Origin of the sequence: Erythrobacter aureus, from assembly GCF_003355455.1 — a bacterium.
Lineage (GTDB): Bacteria > Pseudomonadota > Alphaproteobacteria > Sphingomonadales > Sphingomonadaceae > Qipengyuania > Qipengyuania aurea.
In genome coordinates this window covers 641630-655308 of record NZ_CP031357.1, presented here as the reverse complement: position 1 = coordinate 655308, position 13679 = coordinate 641630, and the positions used below count along the sequence as shown (strand labels likewise).

At 62.1% G+C, this 13679-nt stretch carries 13 protein-coding genes and 1 tRNA gene; 6 read left to right on the top strand and 8 right to left on the bottom strand.

The genetic code is table 11. The features are described from left to right. Nucleotides 1-183: 183 nt before the first annotated feature. The 4 genes from DVR09_RS03265 (at nt 184) to DVR09_RS03250 (ending at nt 2789) form a co-directional block, all read left to right on the top strand. Nucleotides 184-843 carry an energy transducer TonB gene (locus DVR09_RS03265; protein ID WP_115415662.1) on the top strand — a complete coding sequence of 220 codons (660 nt, stop codon included), beginning with the start codon at nt 184-186 and terminating at the stop codon, nt 841-843. 57 nt (nt 844-900) lie between these two features. Beyond that, the gene (locus DVR09_RS03260; RefSeq protein WP_115415661.1) at nt 901-1698 is read left to right on the top strand and encodes a MotA/TolQ/ExbB proton channel family protein; all 798 of its coding nucleotides are present in this window, start codon (nt 901-903) and stop codon (nt 1696-1698) included. Between the two features lie 83 nt (nt 1699-1781). Continuing rightward, nucleotides 1782-2312, top strand: coding sequence for an ExbD/TolR family protein (locus tag DVR09_RS03255; RefSeq protein WP_174223717.1), 531 nt, complete (start codon nt 1782-1784; stop codon nt 2310-2312). 39 nt (nt 2313-2351) lie between these two features. Next, nucleotides 2352-2789 carry an ExbD/TolR family protein gene (locus DVR09_RS03250; RefSeq protein ID WP_115415660.1) on the top strand — a complete coding sequence of 146 codons (438 nt, stop codon included), beginning with the start codon at nt 2352-2354 and terminating at the stop codon, nt 2787-2789. Nucleotides 2790-2849: 60 nt separating this feature from the next. Here DVR09_RS03250 and DVR09_RS03245 read toward each other — a convergent pair whose 3' ends face one another. The 5 genes from DVR09_RS03245 to DVR09_RS03225 all read right to left on the bottom strand — a co-directional run bounded on the left by DVR09_RS03245 (nt 2850) and on the right by DVR09_RS03225 (nt 8875). Further along, complete coding sequence (locus DVR09_RS03245; RefSeq protein WP_115415659.1) at nt 2850-5333, bottom strand: ligase-associated DNA damage response DEXH box helicase; 2484 nt, start codon at nt 5331-5333, stop codon at nt 2850-2852. Between the two features lie 191 nt (nt 5334-5524). After that, nucleotides 5525-6346, bottom strand: a complete 822-nt coding sequence (locus tag DVR09_RS03240; protein ID WP_115415658.1) for a DUF2059 domain-containing protein — start codon at nt 6344-6346, stop codon at nt 5525-5527. 20 nt (nt 6347-6366) lie between these two features. Further along, nucleotides 6367-7770, bottom strand: coding sequence for a phosphoglucomutase/phosphomannomutase PgmG (gene pgmG, locus DVR09_RS03235; RefSeq protein ID WP_115415657.1), 1404 nt, complete (start codon nt 7768-7770; stop codon nt 6367-6369). Then, on the bottom strand, nt 7767-8069 hold the full coding sequence (locus DVR09_RS03230; RefSeq protein ID WP_115415656.1) for a DnaJ domain-containing protein: 303 nt from the start codon (nt 8067-8069) through the stop codon (nt 7767-7769). The genes pgmG and DVR09_RS03230 overlap by 4 nt, the downstream gene beginning before the upstream one ends. Then, nucleotides 8066-8875: a division plane positioning ATPase MipZ gene (locus DVR09_RS03225; protein ID WP_435867805.1), complete on the bottom strand. Its 810-nt coding sequence runs from the start codon at nt 8873-8875 to the stop codon at nt 8066-8068. Before DVR09_RS03225 ends, DVR09_RS03230 begins: the two co-directional genes overlap by 4 nt. A gap of 226 nt (nt 8876-9101) precedes the next feature. Here DVR09_RS03225 and DVR09_RS03220 point away from each other — a divergent pair, with 226 nt between their 5' ends. Together DVR09_RS03220 and panC are read left to right on the top strand one after the other, a co-directional pair. After that, a complete protein-coding gene (locus tag DVR09_RS03220; RefSeq protein WP_115415655.1) occupies nt 9102-9875 on the top strand; it encodes a CsgG/HfaB family protein in 774 nt (257 codons plus the stop codon). Nucleotides 9876-9949: 74 nt separating this feature from the next. Continuing rightward, nucleotides 9950-10798 (top strand): pantoate--beta-alanine ligase, encoded by an 849-nt coding sequence (panC, locus tag DVR09_RS03215; RefSeq protein WP_115417757.1) that lies wholly within the window; start codon nt 9950-9952, stop codon nt 10796-10798. 219 nt (nt 10799-11017) lie between these two features. Here panC and DVR09_RS03210 read toward each other — a convergent pair. From DVR09_RS03210 to DVR09_RS03200, 3 genes are all read right to left on the bottom strand, one after another. Further along, nucleotides 11018-11091 (bottom strand) — tRNA-Gly (locus DVR09_RS03210). A 46-nt stretch (nt 11092-11137) separates the two neighbouring features. Then, nucleotides 11138-11761 carry an OmpA family protein gene (locus DVR09_RS03205; RefSeq protein WP_115415654.1) on the bottom strand — a complete coding sequence of 208 codons (624 nt, stop codon included), beginning with the start codon at nt 11759-11761 and terminating at the stop codon, nt 11138-11140. A gap of 1 nt (nt 11762) precedes the next feature. Continuing rightward, entirely contained in the window at nt 11763-13616 is a 1854-nt protein-coding gene (locus DVR09_RS03200) for a cation:proton antiporter (RefSeq protein WP_115415653.1), read from the bottom strand. Between the last annotated feature and the right edge of the window lie 63 nt (nt 13617-13679).

Here is a 13679-nt window from a genome sequence, read left to right as displayed (position 1 = left end):
CTTGGGGAGAGGTGTCCGGGTTCTAATTGGGAACTTTGGTGCGCCTTCGCCGCTGAGCCTTTCGTAGGCCCTAGCGGCGAGAATGCGTAAACGATGCCCCATGTCACGCCAATCGGGCGGGTCGCAAGTGGGTGTCAAATGGCCCCGGGTTAACCGGGGCGACCGATGGAGTGATGCAACCGAATGGCTTATGCTGACCAACAGATGAGCGGCAATCGCATCGTCGCGATCATCATTGTTGCCCTCATTCATGTCGCTCTCGGTTACGCTCTCATCACCGGCCTCGCATACAATGCGGTGCAGCAGGTGGTCGAGCGCGTGACGACGATCGATATCGAGGAACCACCGCCCCCCGAGGAAGAGCCGCCGCCGCCGCCGCCGGAGAACGTGCCCGACACGCCGCCGCCGCCGGTCGCGCCGCCGCCGCCGATCAATATCGCGCCGGCTCCGCCTCCGATCCGGACGCAGACGACGATTCCACCGCCGGCTCCGCCGCGGCTGGTAATTCCTCCGCCCGCGCCCCCGGCACCGCCGCCGCCGCCCTCCAAGGCTCGTAGCGCGACTCCCAAAGGCCAGAATGGTTGGGCTCGTCGTATTCAGAGCAACTACCCCCGTCGCGCAGAACGCGAAGGTACCGAAGGCTCTGTCGGCGTGACAGTTCAGATTGGGGCCAATGGTCGCGTATCTTCCTGCAGCGTGACGCGCTCCAGCGGATCGAGCGACCTCGATTCAGCCGCCTGTGACGGGATGACCCGCTATGCACGGTTCAACCCTGCGCAGGATGCCGCAGGCAATGCGATTTCAGATACCTGGTCGACCACAATCGTCTACCAGCTGAACTAACTCTCCAGGGCCTGCTGCGGCAGGCGGACCACGGAATACTCAAAAGGACCACTCGTTATGACCTTCGAACTTCTTGCAGCTGCCGCCGATGCAGCCCCGCAAAGCTCCTTCGGTTTCATGGAAGCCATGGAACAGGGCGGCTTCGTCGCCTGGTTCATTCTCGGCGTGATGGTGATCATGTCGGTCGGCTCGTTCTACATCCTGTTCACCAAGCTGTTCGAACAGCGCAAGGTGCTGGCCCAGTACAAGGCCGTGCGCACGCAGTTCTGGAAAGCCGGCTCGCTCAAGGACGGCGCAACCAAGCTCGACAAGAACAGCGCATGGCGTCAGCTCGTCGATGATGCGATCCTCGCCGAAAACCAGCACGCCAAGATGACCGACAAGCTCGAAGCGCACGACTGGATGCACGGTTCGCTGCAGCGTTCGGAAGATACGATCAACTCGAAGCTCGCGGGCGGCCTCCCGTTCCTCGCGACGGTCGGCGCAACCGCACCGTTCGTCGGCCTGCTCGGCACGGTTATCGGTATCTACCGCGCACTGATCAACATCGGGATCGCCGGTTCTGCTTCGATCGACAAGGTCGCCGGTCCGGTCGGCGAAGCGCTGATCATGACCGCAATTGGTCTGTTGGTCGCGGTTCCGGCCGTGTTTGCCTACAACTGGCTCCAGAGCCGCAACAAGCGGATCGCCGAGCTGATGCACGCTTTCTCGAACGATCTTCTGGCCAACATAAACTCGAACGGTTCGGTCAAGCCGACCTACATGACCGCTACCTCGACACAGGCTGCCGGCCAGGCCGCCCGTACCGCTCCGGCAGCAAAGCCGGCCGCGACGACCACCACGGTCAAAAAGTAATCGATCAGAATCGGGGGCGGCCATCGGCCGTCCCGGATTTCTCCGCATCGAACCCAAGAATTTCGAACGTTAGGAACTGAACCATGGCGATTTCGACAGGAGGTGGCGGCGAGACGCCCATGTCGGACATCAACACCACGCCACTCGTGGACGTGATGCTGGTGCTTCTGATCATCTTCCTTATCGCGGTTCCGGTCGCGATCCAGACCATCGAGAAGCTGGAAGTCCCGGTCTTCGAATCGCTCGAGTCGAAGGACAAGGTCGAAAACCTCCTCCTCACCGTCAGCACCACCGACGACAATGGTGTGAGCGCTGGCGAGCCCGGTTTCCAAGGTGCATCGCGCAACGGCGAATGCCGCGTCTATTTCAACAATATCGCACCGGTCACCTCCGAAGAACTGTACGATCAGGCTTTCGAGCGTCTCGACGCCATTGTGCAGCGTGCCGGCGGCCCCGAGGCGATCATGGAAGACCCGGAAAAGATTCCGCAGGTGCATATCCGCGGTGACGTAAACGCACCGTGGTCCTGTGTTGCGGGTGCGATCTACAACGTCCAGGCGGCGGGCTACCCAACCGTCGGCTTCATTTCGAACCCGGTCGATCCCAACGCGTGATCGCACGGTTCGGCAAAGAAGATTAGGGAGTAACCCACTATGGCAATGTCAGGCGGCAAGGATGATGGCGCGCCGATGATGGAAATGAACATGACGCCGCTTATCGACGTCCTGCTCGTTCTCCTCATCATGTTCATCATCACCATTCCGGTCGCGACCCATGCGGTAAACATCGATTTGCCGCAGCCCAACCCGACACCGCCCGATGTCTTCGTCGAGCCTGAGAAGAACAAGCTCGTGCTCACGGTAGACAACCAGATCCTGTGGAACGGGAACGCGGTCGATATGGGTCAGTTGCGTACGCTGCTCGAGCAGTCGAAGAGCATCAACCCCGAGCCCGAGCTGCAGTTCGAGCCCGAGGCGCAGGCCAGCTACGATCTGGCCGCAAAGGTCCTGCAACTGATCAAGGCCAGCGGTGTGACGAAGTTCGGCTTCGTCGGAAACGAACGCTATCGGACGTTCGGGAAGGCCGGCTAAAGCGGTTCCCGGCACGATCGAACGTAAGAGAGGGGCGGAGAAATCCGCCCCTTTTTTCGTTTACTCGCCGTCGGTGTCGGGCACTACTTCCACACGCATCGCAGCGCCTGCGAGACTTTCCGCCTCGAGTAGCAATTCGTCGTCGACCGCCCCTTGAGGTGTCGCCTCGCGGCCGATCATGACCATGACCGGCACGGCGAGCGGGCTGACCCGGTCGAGTTCGACATGCACCAGTTGTTCCGCCGATCGGTCGAGCAGGGCGCCCAGACGGCCGACATCGGTCAAGCGCGTGCGCGCATCGGCCCATGCCGCCTCCAACAGGACGTGATCGGGTTCGTATTTGCGAAGGACGTCGTAAATGAGGTCGGTGGAGAAGGTTACCTGCTTCCCGGTCTTGCGCTTTCCGGGATGCTGCCTTTCGACCAGACCGCCGATCACTGCGACTTCGCGAAACGCGCGGCGCAAGAGGTGCGAACTCTGGACCCAATCGATGAACTCGTCCTGCAGAATGTCGGGGGAGAGAAGTGGTGCCGGGTCGGTAACCGGCTTGAGACCCCAGACCGCGAGTGAATAATCGTTGGCCACGAAACCGCCGGGCAGCAGGCCCCTATCCTCCATCCGCCGCGTAATGAGCATGCCGAGGCTCTGGTTCGCGTTCCACCCCTCGAACGTGTAGTAGACGCTGTAATGCCGTTTGGCGTGGGGGAAGCTCTCCACCAACAATTGGCCCGGCCCTGGCATTTTCGAACGCCAGTCCTGCACCTCCAGCCACTCGCGCACATCGTCGGGGAAACGAGCCCAGCCGGCGCGGTCGACCAGCATTTCGCGCACCCGTTCGGCCAGATGCGTGGTGAGCGGCATGCGTGCCCCGCCATAGCTGGGAATCATTGCACTGGTTTTGGCTGCCGTGACCACGACTTCCATGTCCTGAAGTTTGACAACCTCGAGGCTCATGCCTGCGAAGGCGAATGTGTCCCCCGGGCTGAGCGTGGCTGCAAACCGCTCCTCCACCTTGCCGAGGCTGCGTCCTCCCCGCCCTCGTCCCGCATGGATCCGCACATCGAGCATTTCGGAATCGATGATGATCCCGGCATTCATCCGGTGTCGCTGCGCTTGTTCGGGGTGGGTAAGCCGCCACACACCTTCGCGATCACGGACGATCCGCTTGAACTTCTCGTAAGCCTTGAGCGCGTAGCCGCCGGTCGCGACGAAGGTGAGCACTCGCTGCCACACCTCGCGGTCGACCCAGGCGTAGGACAGGCTCGTGCGAATTTCCGCCAGTAGCTCATCTTCCTGGAACGGTGCCGCGCAGGCGCAAGCCATGACGTGCTGCGCCAATACGTCGAGCCCGCCCGGACGAAATTCCTCGCCATCCCGCTTGCCTTCATCCACCGCTTCCTTGGCGGCAGTGGCCTCGAGGAATTCGAAACGATTGCCGGGAACCAGCAAAGCTCGGCTGGGCTGATCGAGCCGATGGTTGGCGCGGCCGATGCGCTGAAGGAGCCGCGAGGATCCCTTGGGCGCACCCATCTGAACCACCAGATCGATATCGCCCCAGTCGACACCGAGATCCAGGCTTGCAGTTGCAACGAGCGCCCGCAACTCGCCCCGCGCCATCGCCGCCTCGACCTTGCGCCGCGCCTCCTTGCTCAAGCTGCCGTGGTGGACGCCGATCGGCAGGTTGTCCTCGTTCACATCCCACAGGTGCTGGAAAATGTACTCTGCCAGAAAACGCGTATTCGTGAAGATCAGCGTGGTGCGGTTGGCCTTAATCTGCCGGTATAGCTGCGGGATCGCCCAGGTCGCCGCGTGGCCGCCCCAAGGCACGCGCTCTTCATCGGGCAGCAGGATCTCGACCTCGGCCGCCGCGCCCGCCTCGCCCTCGACCAGCTCCACGGCATCGACCTCACCCTGTTCGCCCGTAGACAGCGGAGCAAGCCATTCGCGAAAGCCTTGTGGGTTGGCGAGCGTCGCGGACAATGCCGCACGCTGCATCCGCGGCGCGATGGCCTGCAATCTGGAAAGCGCCAGAGCCAGCAGATCGCCGCGCTTGCCGGTGGCAAAGGCATGGACCTCGTCTATGACTATCCGTTTGAGCCCGCGAAACAGCTCGAAACTCTCGGGATAGGAGAGCAGCAGGGAAAGACTCTCGGGCGTGGTCAACAACACATGCGGCGGACGGATGCGCTGACGCTTCTTGCGATCCGAAGGCGTGTCGCCGCTGCGAGTCTCCACGCGGATGGGAAGGCCGATTTCCTCGATCGGAGTCAGGAGGTTGCGCTGCACGTCATGCGCCAGGGCCTTCAGCGGCGAGACGTAGAGTGTGTGAAGACCTTCGGGCGGCTCAGTCCCGTCCAGGCGCGAGGGCGTGAAGTCGGCCAGCGTCGGCAGAAAACCCGCAAGCGTTTTGCCCGCCCCGGTATCCGCGACCAGCAAGGCGTGTCGGCCCGCGTCGCTGGCCGCCAACATGTCGAGCTGATGGCGGCGCACATGCCAGCCGCGCCCGGCGAACCAGTCTTTGATTTCGGGAGGAACCGCGGCCATGGAAGGTCAGCGTAGCGCAACCCGCGCGGTTCCCGCTAGGGGCCGACGAACAAGGTCATGGGCGCATCCTCCGAGCAGTCGAGTTCGGCCTTCCGCGCCACATACGCCGCACGGATTTCATCCCTGCACTTGGTCTCGGCGATACCGAGTCGGCCCAGGGCCAGTCAGTAAAACCGGCTCACCTCCCCTATTCAGAACGGCGCGTCCTTCACATCCTGCTCCGCGACCTGTCGCATGCCCACTCGCAGGTCTTCTTCGGTGAGGCCGGTCAGGGAGAGGATCCGCTGGCGTTCGGTAGCGCCCAGCGCCTCAAAGTCTTTCTTTTCCGGAAGGTCCGCCATCTCCGCCTTCATGTTCTGGCCCATCTCCTCGAAAGTCGCGACCATCTTGGGAAGTTCGCTCATCGCGGCGTGCATGATGCGCGGGTCAGACGTAAGCTGGTAGGACTTGCGCGCATAGGTCGCGCCGACTTCGGTCGAGAAGAATGCAAAAATGCCCTCGAGTTCGGCTTGCGTGAAATTGGCAGCGTATGCCTCCGCCATGCCTCGTTTCATCGCCGGCTCCATAGCGGTCATAAGCTGGCCCATCATAACCTTCGTCAGGTCCATAGTCCGACGCTGGCGCTCGCGCCACTCTGGATCGATGATGGCGGCAATCTCGGCCACTGCCTCGTCATCCAATTCGAGCTCGGTCTCGTCATATCCGATGAAGGTCGAAAGGCTTGGACCTGCCTGATCGGCAAGGTCCATGATCGGACCAAGCATACCATCGAACATCGACTCCATGATCTCGTCCATCGTGCCATCGGGCATGATTTGCTCGATCAGCGAAGCGGCAAGCGGCAGGCGGGCCTGCTGCTCTGGAGTCAGTGGCTCGGCCGGGAACATCTCGGCTATCATGGCGATCGCCTCGGCCTGCTTGTGGGCCTTGGCGTCCACTTTTTCGTCAGCCACAGCTGGCTGACCAATCAGTGCCAGCGGCGCAGCTATCGCCAGCATCCATTTCTTCATCATGCGAACCCTCCCTTACAAATTCAGTGTCCGACACTTTCGCCACGCTCGAGGCCCGAGGCGGCCAGTTGCTCGTCGATCTGCGCGACCAAGCGGTCGAGGCCTTCCTGGCTTTCGCTTTCCGCGCGCGCGACGAGGACATCCTGCGTGTTCGAGGCACGCAGGAGCCACCACCCATCGTCGGTCGTCACGCGCACTCCGTCGGTCGTGTCCGCAACCGCATCGCTGGCGGCGATGCGTGCGGCGATCTCCTCGATCGCGGCGAACTTGCGGCTTTCGTCGACCTGAAACCGCATTTCGGGAGTGTTGACCATCGGCGGCATGGCGCTGCGCAGCTCGGTCACCGATTTGCCGATCCGCGCGGCCGCAGCAATCAGGCGGACACCGGCATAGAGCGCGTCGTCATACCCATAATATTCGTCGGCGAAGAACACGTGGCCGCTCATCTCCCCGGCCAGCGGCGATCCCGTTTCCTTCATTTTGGACTTAATTAGCGAGTGGCCGGTCTTCCACATCAGCGGTTTGCCGCCATGCGCCGCCACATGGTCGAACAGGGCGCGACTGGCCTTGACGTCCGCGATGATCGTGACGCCTTTGCGGCGCGCGAGCAAATCTTCGGCATAGACCATCAGGAGCTGATCGCCCCATATCACGCGCCCTTCACCGTCGATGGCGCCGATCCGATCGCCATCGCCATCGAAGGCCACTCCGAAGTCGAGCGACTTCTCCACGACGAGCGCGCGCAGATCTTCCAGATTTTCCTCGACCGTAGGATCAGGATGATGATTGGGAAAATCGCCGTCGACATCGGTGTAGAGCAGGTGGTGTTCACCGGGAAGGCGCGCGGCGAGCCTTTCGAGTGCCGGCCCCGCTGCGCCATTGCCCGCGTCCCAACCGACCTTGAGGCGATCGAGCACCGCGGTATCGATGCCGTCGAGCGCTTCGAGCATCCGGTCGATATACGCATCGAAGACGTCGCGTTCCTCGACCTGGCCCGCACCATCGATCCATTCCCCCGCAGCAGCGCGGCGACCGAGTTCCTGGATATCCGCGCCAAAGAAGGGGCGGCCCTGAAACACCATCTTGAAGCCATTGTAATTGGCGGGATTGTGGCTGCCGGTTATCTGGATGCCGCCATCAATGTCCTCGGCTGAAGCCTCGGCATAATAGAGCATGGGCGTCGCCCCCATGCCGACCCGGGCCACATCGATACCCGAAGCGGTCAGGCCTTCGATCAAGGCATGTTCGAGCATGGGCGAGCTGACCCGACCGTCATAGCCGACCGCGACCTTCTTGCCGCCCGCCTCGGCAAGCATCGAGCCGAAACCCCGGCCGATCGCGCGCGCATCCTCCGCCCCAAGGGTTTCTCCGATAATGCCCCGAATGTCGTATTCGCGCAAAATAGTGGAGTGAAATCTGTGGCTCATTCGGAACGCTCCGTTCGAATACGGGAAAGATGGTCGAGCAAGAGATCGCGCGCCGCGTTCGCTTCCTGCAAGGTGGCGCTGCTACCCCCTCTATCCGGGTGATTTATTGTAGCAATGCGACGGTGCGCCGCGCGAATTTCATCGGCGGTCGCATTTCGGGAAACGTCGAGAATGGCGCGCGCACGCGCAAGCGAGCGATCGGCTGCGCTTTGTGCCCTCAGATAATCCCACGGCCATTTGCCGAAGATCAGGCGGCAGGCCACCGAAACCAGAAGGACGAGGGCAAGCAGGCGGATCACTGCGCGCCTTCCGGAACAATTTCGACGGTATTGTCCGGCAGGCGCAAGCTGGCGACCAGGCCGCGCAGCTCCTGTCGCGCCACGAGGTGGCTGGTTCCCAAATCGCCCAAATGCCCCTTGTCGAGCAGAGTAAGGCCCGAGGGGAAAAGTTCGCGATAAATGACGCGCTCCGACAGGCCTTTCGCCACGCGGAACCCGACTCGTTTGGACATTTCGGCCAGAGCCTGGTTGATCCGCCCCATATTGCGCGCCTCGGTGTAACCGGTGCGGTTGCGCACCACGACCCAATCCATCTGCGCGCGGTTCTGCTCGATCGATGTCCGGCTACGCTTGATGCGCGCCTCCCAGATCAGCTCGGCATAGAAGGACAGTTTGCGGACTTTGAAGCTTTCCCCTTCCACCTGTCCGATGAGATCGAAATCGACAAAGCTATCATTCATCGGCGTCACCAGCGTATCGGCCGTCGTCGCGGCATGGCGAGCCAATGGATCGTCACGGCCGGGTGTATCGATCACCACGAAGTCTGCACCGGCAGCCCGCTCCTCGACAAATCTCTCCATCGCAGCTTCGTTCATGCCTTCGACGACATGGCATCGGGCAGTGGGCAGATCGATGCCGCGGCGCTGCATCGTTTCGGCGCGGTTTTCGAAATAGCGGCACATCGTGCGCTGTCGATGATCGAGATCGAACGCGGCGACATTCGCACCGCGATAGGCAAGCGCCACCGCGACATGTACTGCCGTGGTGGATTTGCCCGTTCCGCCCTTCTCGTTGGCGAACACGATCCTGTGCGGCCGGGACATCATTGGTATGTGACGGTGTAAATCATGCTGCGCTCGTCCCTATCCAACCCGCTGCTCCACGGCAACGCAGGGCCATGGGGGGCACGTTGGTTTTTCCCACAATGGCGGATGTATACTAGCCTGCATTGCAACTTTTGATATTGTGCAGCTCATCCGGGTCGCATTTGACCGGCGAGAAACGACAGCAGGTCGACCGCCGCGAAATGTTCACAGAGGGGGATCCCGGATAATGAAAAAGGTACTTTTCACAGCTCTGGCTGTAATTTCGATGACAGGCATGGCGGCCGAGCCGGTGCTCGCACAAGGGCGCTCATCCGGCCGCAAGGCGCAGGACCGCGCGACAATGGAAATTCCGCGCTGCAACACGAACCTCGGCACCATCGCGGTGGTCGAGCCGGATGACAAATGGTGGCGCGAACTCAATCTCGGCAGCCCCGAACAGATCATTCGTGTATTTGTCCAGCGCTCCGGTTGTTTCACCATGGTCAGTCGCGGGCGCGCGATGCAGAGCCGGGCGATGGAACGCGCGCTCCAGGAGCAGGGCGAGCTGCAGGGTGGGCAGAATGTGGGCTTGGGCCAGGTCCGGACAGCGGATTACTTCCTCCAGCCCGACATAGTCAGCGCGAACAGCAATTCGGGCGGCGGCGGCGGGCTGCTGGGCGGCGTCGTCGGCGGACTGTTCGGGCGGACCGCAGGCGCGATCGCCGGTGGTATCCGGGTCAAGAAAGGCGAAGCGAATGTCGTGCTTTCGCTGGTGAATGCCCGCACCACGGTGGAAGAAGCCCTGGTCGAGGGATATTTCCGCAAGAAGGATCTCGGCTGGGCGGCCGGGGGCGGATTGTTCGGTGGGGGCGGCGGTGCTGCGGGCGGCTTTGGTAGCTATGAGAATACGGCGATCGGCCAGATCATCGTGCTCGCCTATCTCAACGCCTATACCGATCTGGTGACGCAGCTTGGCGGCCTGCCGGTCGATGCCGCGGCGGCGGCGCCCGAAGCGCGCTGATATCGGACGGCTTGCAAGAAGTGGGGCGGGGCGGCACAGATCGCCCCGCCCTTTTCGTTGGCGGAGTGCGAGCGCTGGACACGATCACGACATTGAACGAATTGCGCGGCGCCACCGCCGCCTTGCGCAAGACCGGGTCGCTGGCGCTGGTACCGACCATGGGCGCTTTGCACGAAGGACATCTGACGCTGGTGCGCGAGGCCCGCAGACTTGCGGACCATGTCGCCGTGTCGATTTTCGTCAATCCGCGTCAGTTCGGGGCGAATGAGGATCTCGATGCCTATCCCCGGCAGCTTGCGCGCGATTCGGAGCTGCTCGATAAGGAAGGGGTTGCCCTGCTCTGGGCGCCGCCGCCAAGTGAGGTCTATCCCGAGGGCTATGCGACCAACATATCGGTTGCGGGAGTGAGCGATGGCTTGTGCGGCGCCGACCGGCCGGGCCATTTCGACGGTGTCGCGACCGTGGTCTGCAAGCTCTTCAATCAAGTGCGCCCCGACATGGCCTTTTTCGGCGAGAAGGACTGGCAGCAGCTTGCGGTTATTCGCCGGATGGCACGCGATCTCGATCTTACATCGCCTCATGTCGATGCGATTTACGGCGTGCCCATCATACGCGAGGCTGACGGGCTCGCGATGAGCAGTCGCAACGCCTATCTTTCGACCCAGCAGCGCAGTATCGCGGCCGTCCTGCCACACGCCATGCACGAGACAATTGCGCGCCTTTCAAGAGGAGAGGCAGCAAAAGCGGTTCTGGCCGATCTTGCCCGGCGTTTGATCGATTCCGGCTTCGATACAGTGGATTACGCCGAATTGCGGCACGGCGACAATCTTGTGCCCGCCACCGTTGCAGCTCCTGGAACGCGGCTGTTCGTTGCCGCCCGGATCGGCGGAACGCGCCTGATCGACAATATGGCGGTCGACTGAAACCGGTTGCAGGCCGCCGCTCGGGCAATGGCCACCAAGGATAAACGCGGGTCCGCTGGAACGTCTATCGAGCAGGGTGCCTCCGGGCAGGCGCCCTTCGCTTGGCAAGGGCCGGGTGCGGGGCGCTGTCTGCGGAAGGCATCCGCTGCGCCCGGCCTTGCGCTACCGATAGTGCCATGCACCCCTGCGCGCCGCTTCGTTAGTTTATGGTCGGAAGTTTGGAGCGGGTAAGGGGAATCGAACCCCTCTAGCCAGCTTGGAAGGCTGGAGCATTACCACTATGCTATACCCGCTCGGGCGATGCGCCAATGCCATCGAAGACACGTCGGCGTCAACACGCTATTCTTCGGTCTCGAGGTCTTCTTCCGAACCCTCTTCCCCGGCCGAAGCAAGGCTTTCGGCGAGCGTAGGCTGTTTGCCCTCAGCAGGCTGTTCTTCGCTGCGCACTTCTATTTCCACACGGCGATTGGCGGCCCGCCCCTCTTTATTGGGCGAGCCGTCGGGCAAGGCATTGGGAGCAGCGGGGTTTTGTTCGCCGAATGCAATGACCGTGATCCTCTCGCTCTCTATCCCGTTCTCGACCAGCCAATCGCGCACCGCCTCCGCCCGGGCCTGAGAGGCGCGCAGATTGCCGTCATCGCTGCCTCTGCTGTCGCTGTGCCCCCGCAGAATGATTTCTCCGCCCTCGGCGATCTGAGGCGACGCCAGGACCGTTGCCAGTTCAGCGAGAGCATCCTCGGTCAGTTCAGCTCCGTCTGGAAACAAAACCCGTGTTTCCAGAGTGCCGAGCGTGTCCAGGGTTTCGATCGGCTCGACCTGGAATTCGGGCCTGAAGATCGAACGCTTCTCGCCAGCATCCCCCGAATCCCCGGCGTCGGTGTCCGCCGGGCGCTGCTCGCTGCAAGCCGAAAGAACGAGCGATGCCGCAGCAATCGCGATGATGATTGTCAGCCGGTGGTTCATATCATGTCCCCTGTTCGGCGGCCTTGTTGCGCTTGCGCTCGCGTTTTGCCGCAGCGTCCTGGGCGCTGCGTTCCTGTGGCGGGGCGAAACTGACAATGATGTCCCCTGCCCGCGGTTCAGGCCGCGCCGCATGGGTGAAGAAGCGGAGCGTGCCGCTCTCACGGACCAGCAACAACATTGACGCTGCGTCGGGCAGGCGCTCCTGCGCGGCCTCGAAATCGAATTCTTCCGACAGCTTCGTTTTGCGGAAAACCCAGCCCCGCGCGAGCCGCTCGTTGACGTCCTCGACACCGAAGCCCGATTCGAAAAGGGCGCGGCCGCGGATGCTGCTGGGCAGGGCATGTCGGTCGTCATCGTCGACCGCGTCGCCAAGCTGGAATACCGTATCGCGCCCGATTTCATACGCGAACTCGTTACAAACCAGCGCGTTATAGGCCTCGTTCTCGGTCGCGGCGACCAGCACCGCATAGGGGGTCAGATCGAGATTGTGCTCGGTCGCCTCGTTGAGAATCTCGCCGTGATAAAAGGGCAGACCTTTCTGACGCGCGAGAGCCAGGCGTTGCCAACTGGGATCGACAATCATGACCGGCGATTTCAGTTCCTTCATCATCAGCGCGAGCGAGATCGTCCAGGGCGTGCTTCCGACGATGATGACGCCGGGCCGCTTGCTGCCCTTGAGGTCGAGCAGGCGTGCGACAAGGTCGATCGTGAATCCATGGGCGACGATCGTTGCCACCACCACTGCGAAGCTCAGACCGATCAAGGCCGTGCCATCGTACCCAATGTCCTCAAGGCGCAGGGCAAACAGACCCGAGATAGCGACGAGAACGATACCGCGCGGGGCGATCCAGGCGAGGAACAGCCGCTCGTTCCACGGGACAGAACTGCCGAGCAGACTGAGCAGAATGGTTGCCGGGCGCACGAGAAAGAGCAGAGCGAGCAGGAACAGCCCGAAATTCCAGTTGAGATAGGCCAGTTCCTCGAACTCGAGGCTGGCCGACAACAGAATGAAAATGCCCGAAATCAGCAGGACGGCGATATTCTGCTTGAACGGATGGATGCTCCGAATCGACGTGATGTTCATATTCGCCAGAGCGATGCCCATGACCGTGACCGCGACCAGACCGGCTTCATGTTCGATTTGGTTGGAGAGCACGAACACCACGATGACCGATGTCAGAAGGACGGGCACTTTGAGGTATTCGGGAATGGCCCCGCGCGGAAAGGCCCAGGCGATGGCGGCAGCGGCGACATATCCGATCAGACCGGCGATAATCGCCGCAATGACCAGGGGCGGTACGACCTCTATCAGGCCCGAGCCCGGTGCTTCGGCCACCTTACGGAAATATTCGTAGGAAACGACTGCGAACAGCGCGCCGATGGGATCGTTGACAATTGCTTCCCATTTAAGAATCGCCGCCGGTCGGGCCTTGACCGAGGACTGGCGCAGCAGCGGCATGACGACGGTCGGCCCCGTGACCACCAATATCCCAGCAAACAGGATCGCGACCGGCCATTCGAGTCCGCCGATCGAGTGAGCCGCGAAGGCGCCAAGCACCCAGGCAATCGGCCCGCCCAGCAGTACCAGACGCCAGACGCCGTCGCCGGCATGGCGTAATTCACGAAAATCGAGGCTTAGGCCGCCTTCGAACAGGATCAGGGCGACACCGATGGCTATCATCGGGTCGAGCAGGTCGCCAAAGGCATGTTCAGGATCGAACAGGCCGAGGACCGGCCCGGCCAGGAAGCCCGCCGCCAACATCAGAACGATGGCCGGCCATCCGGTGCGCCAGGCCACCCATTGGGCGCCGATGCCCAATATGCCGACCATCGCGATGACTAAAGACTGTTCCATGCCCCTCCCCGACTGAGCGACGATCCGCTGCTCAAGGCGCGAGTTCTATAAATGCCCGAAGCG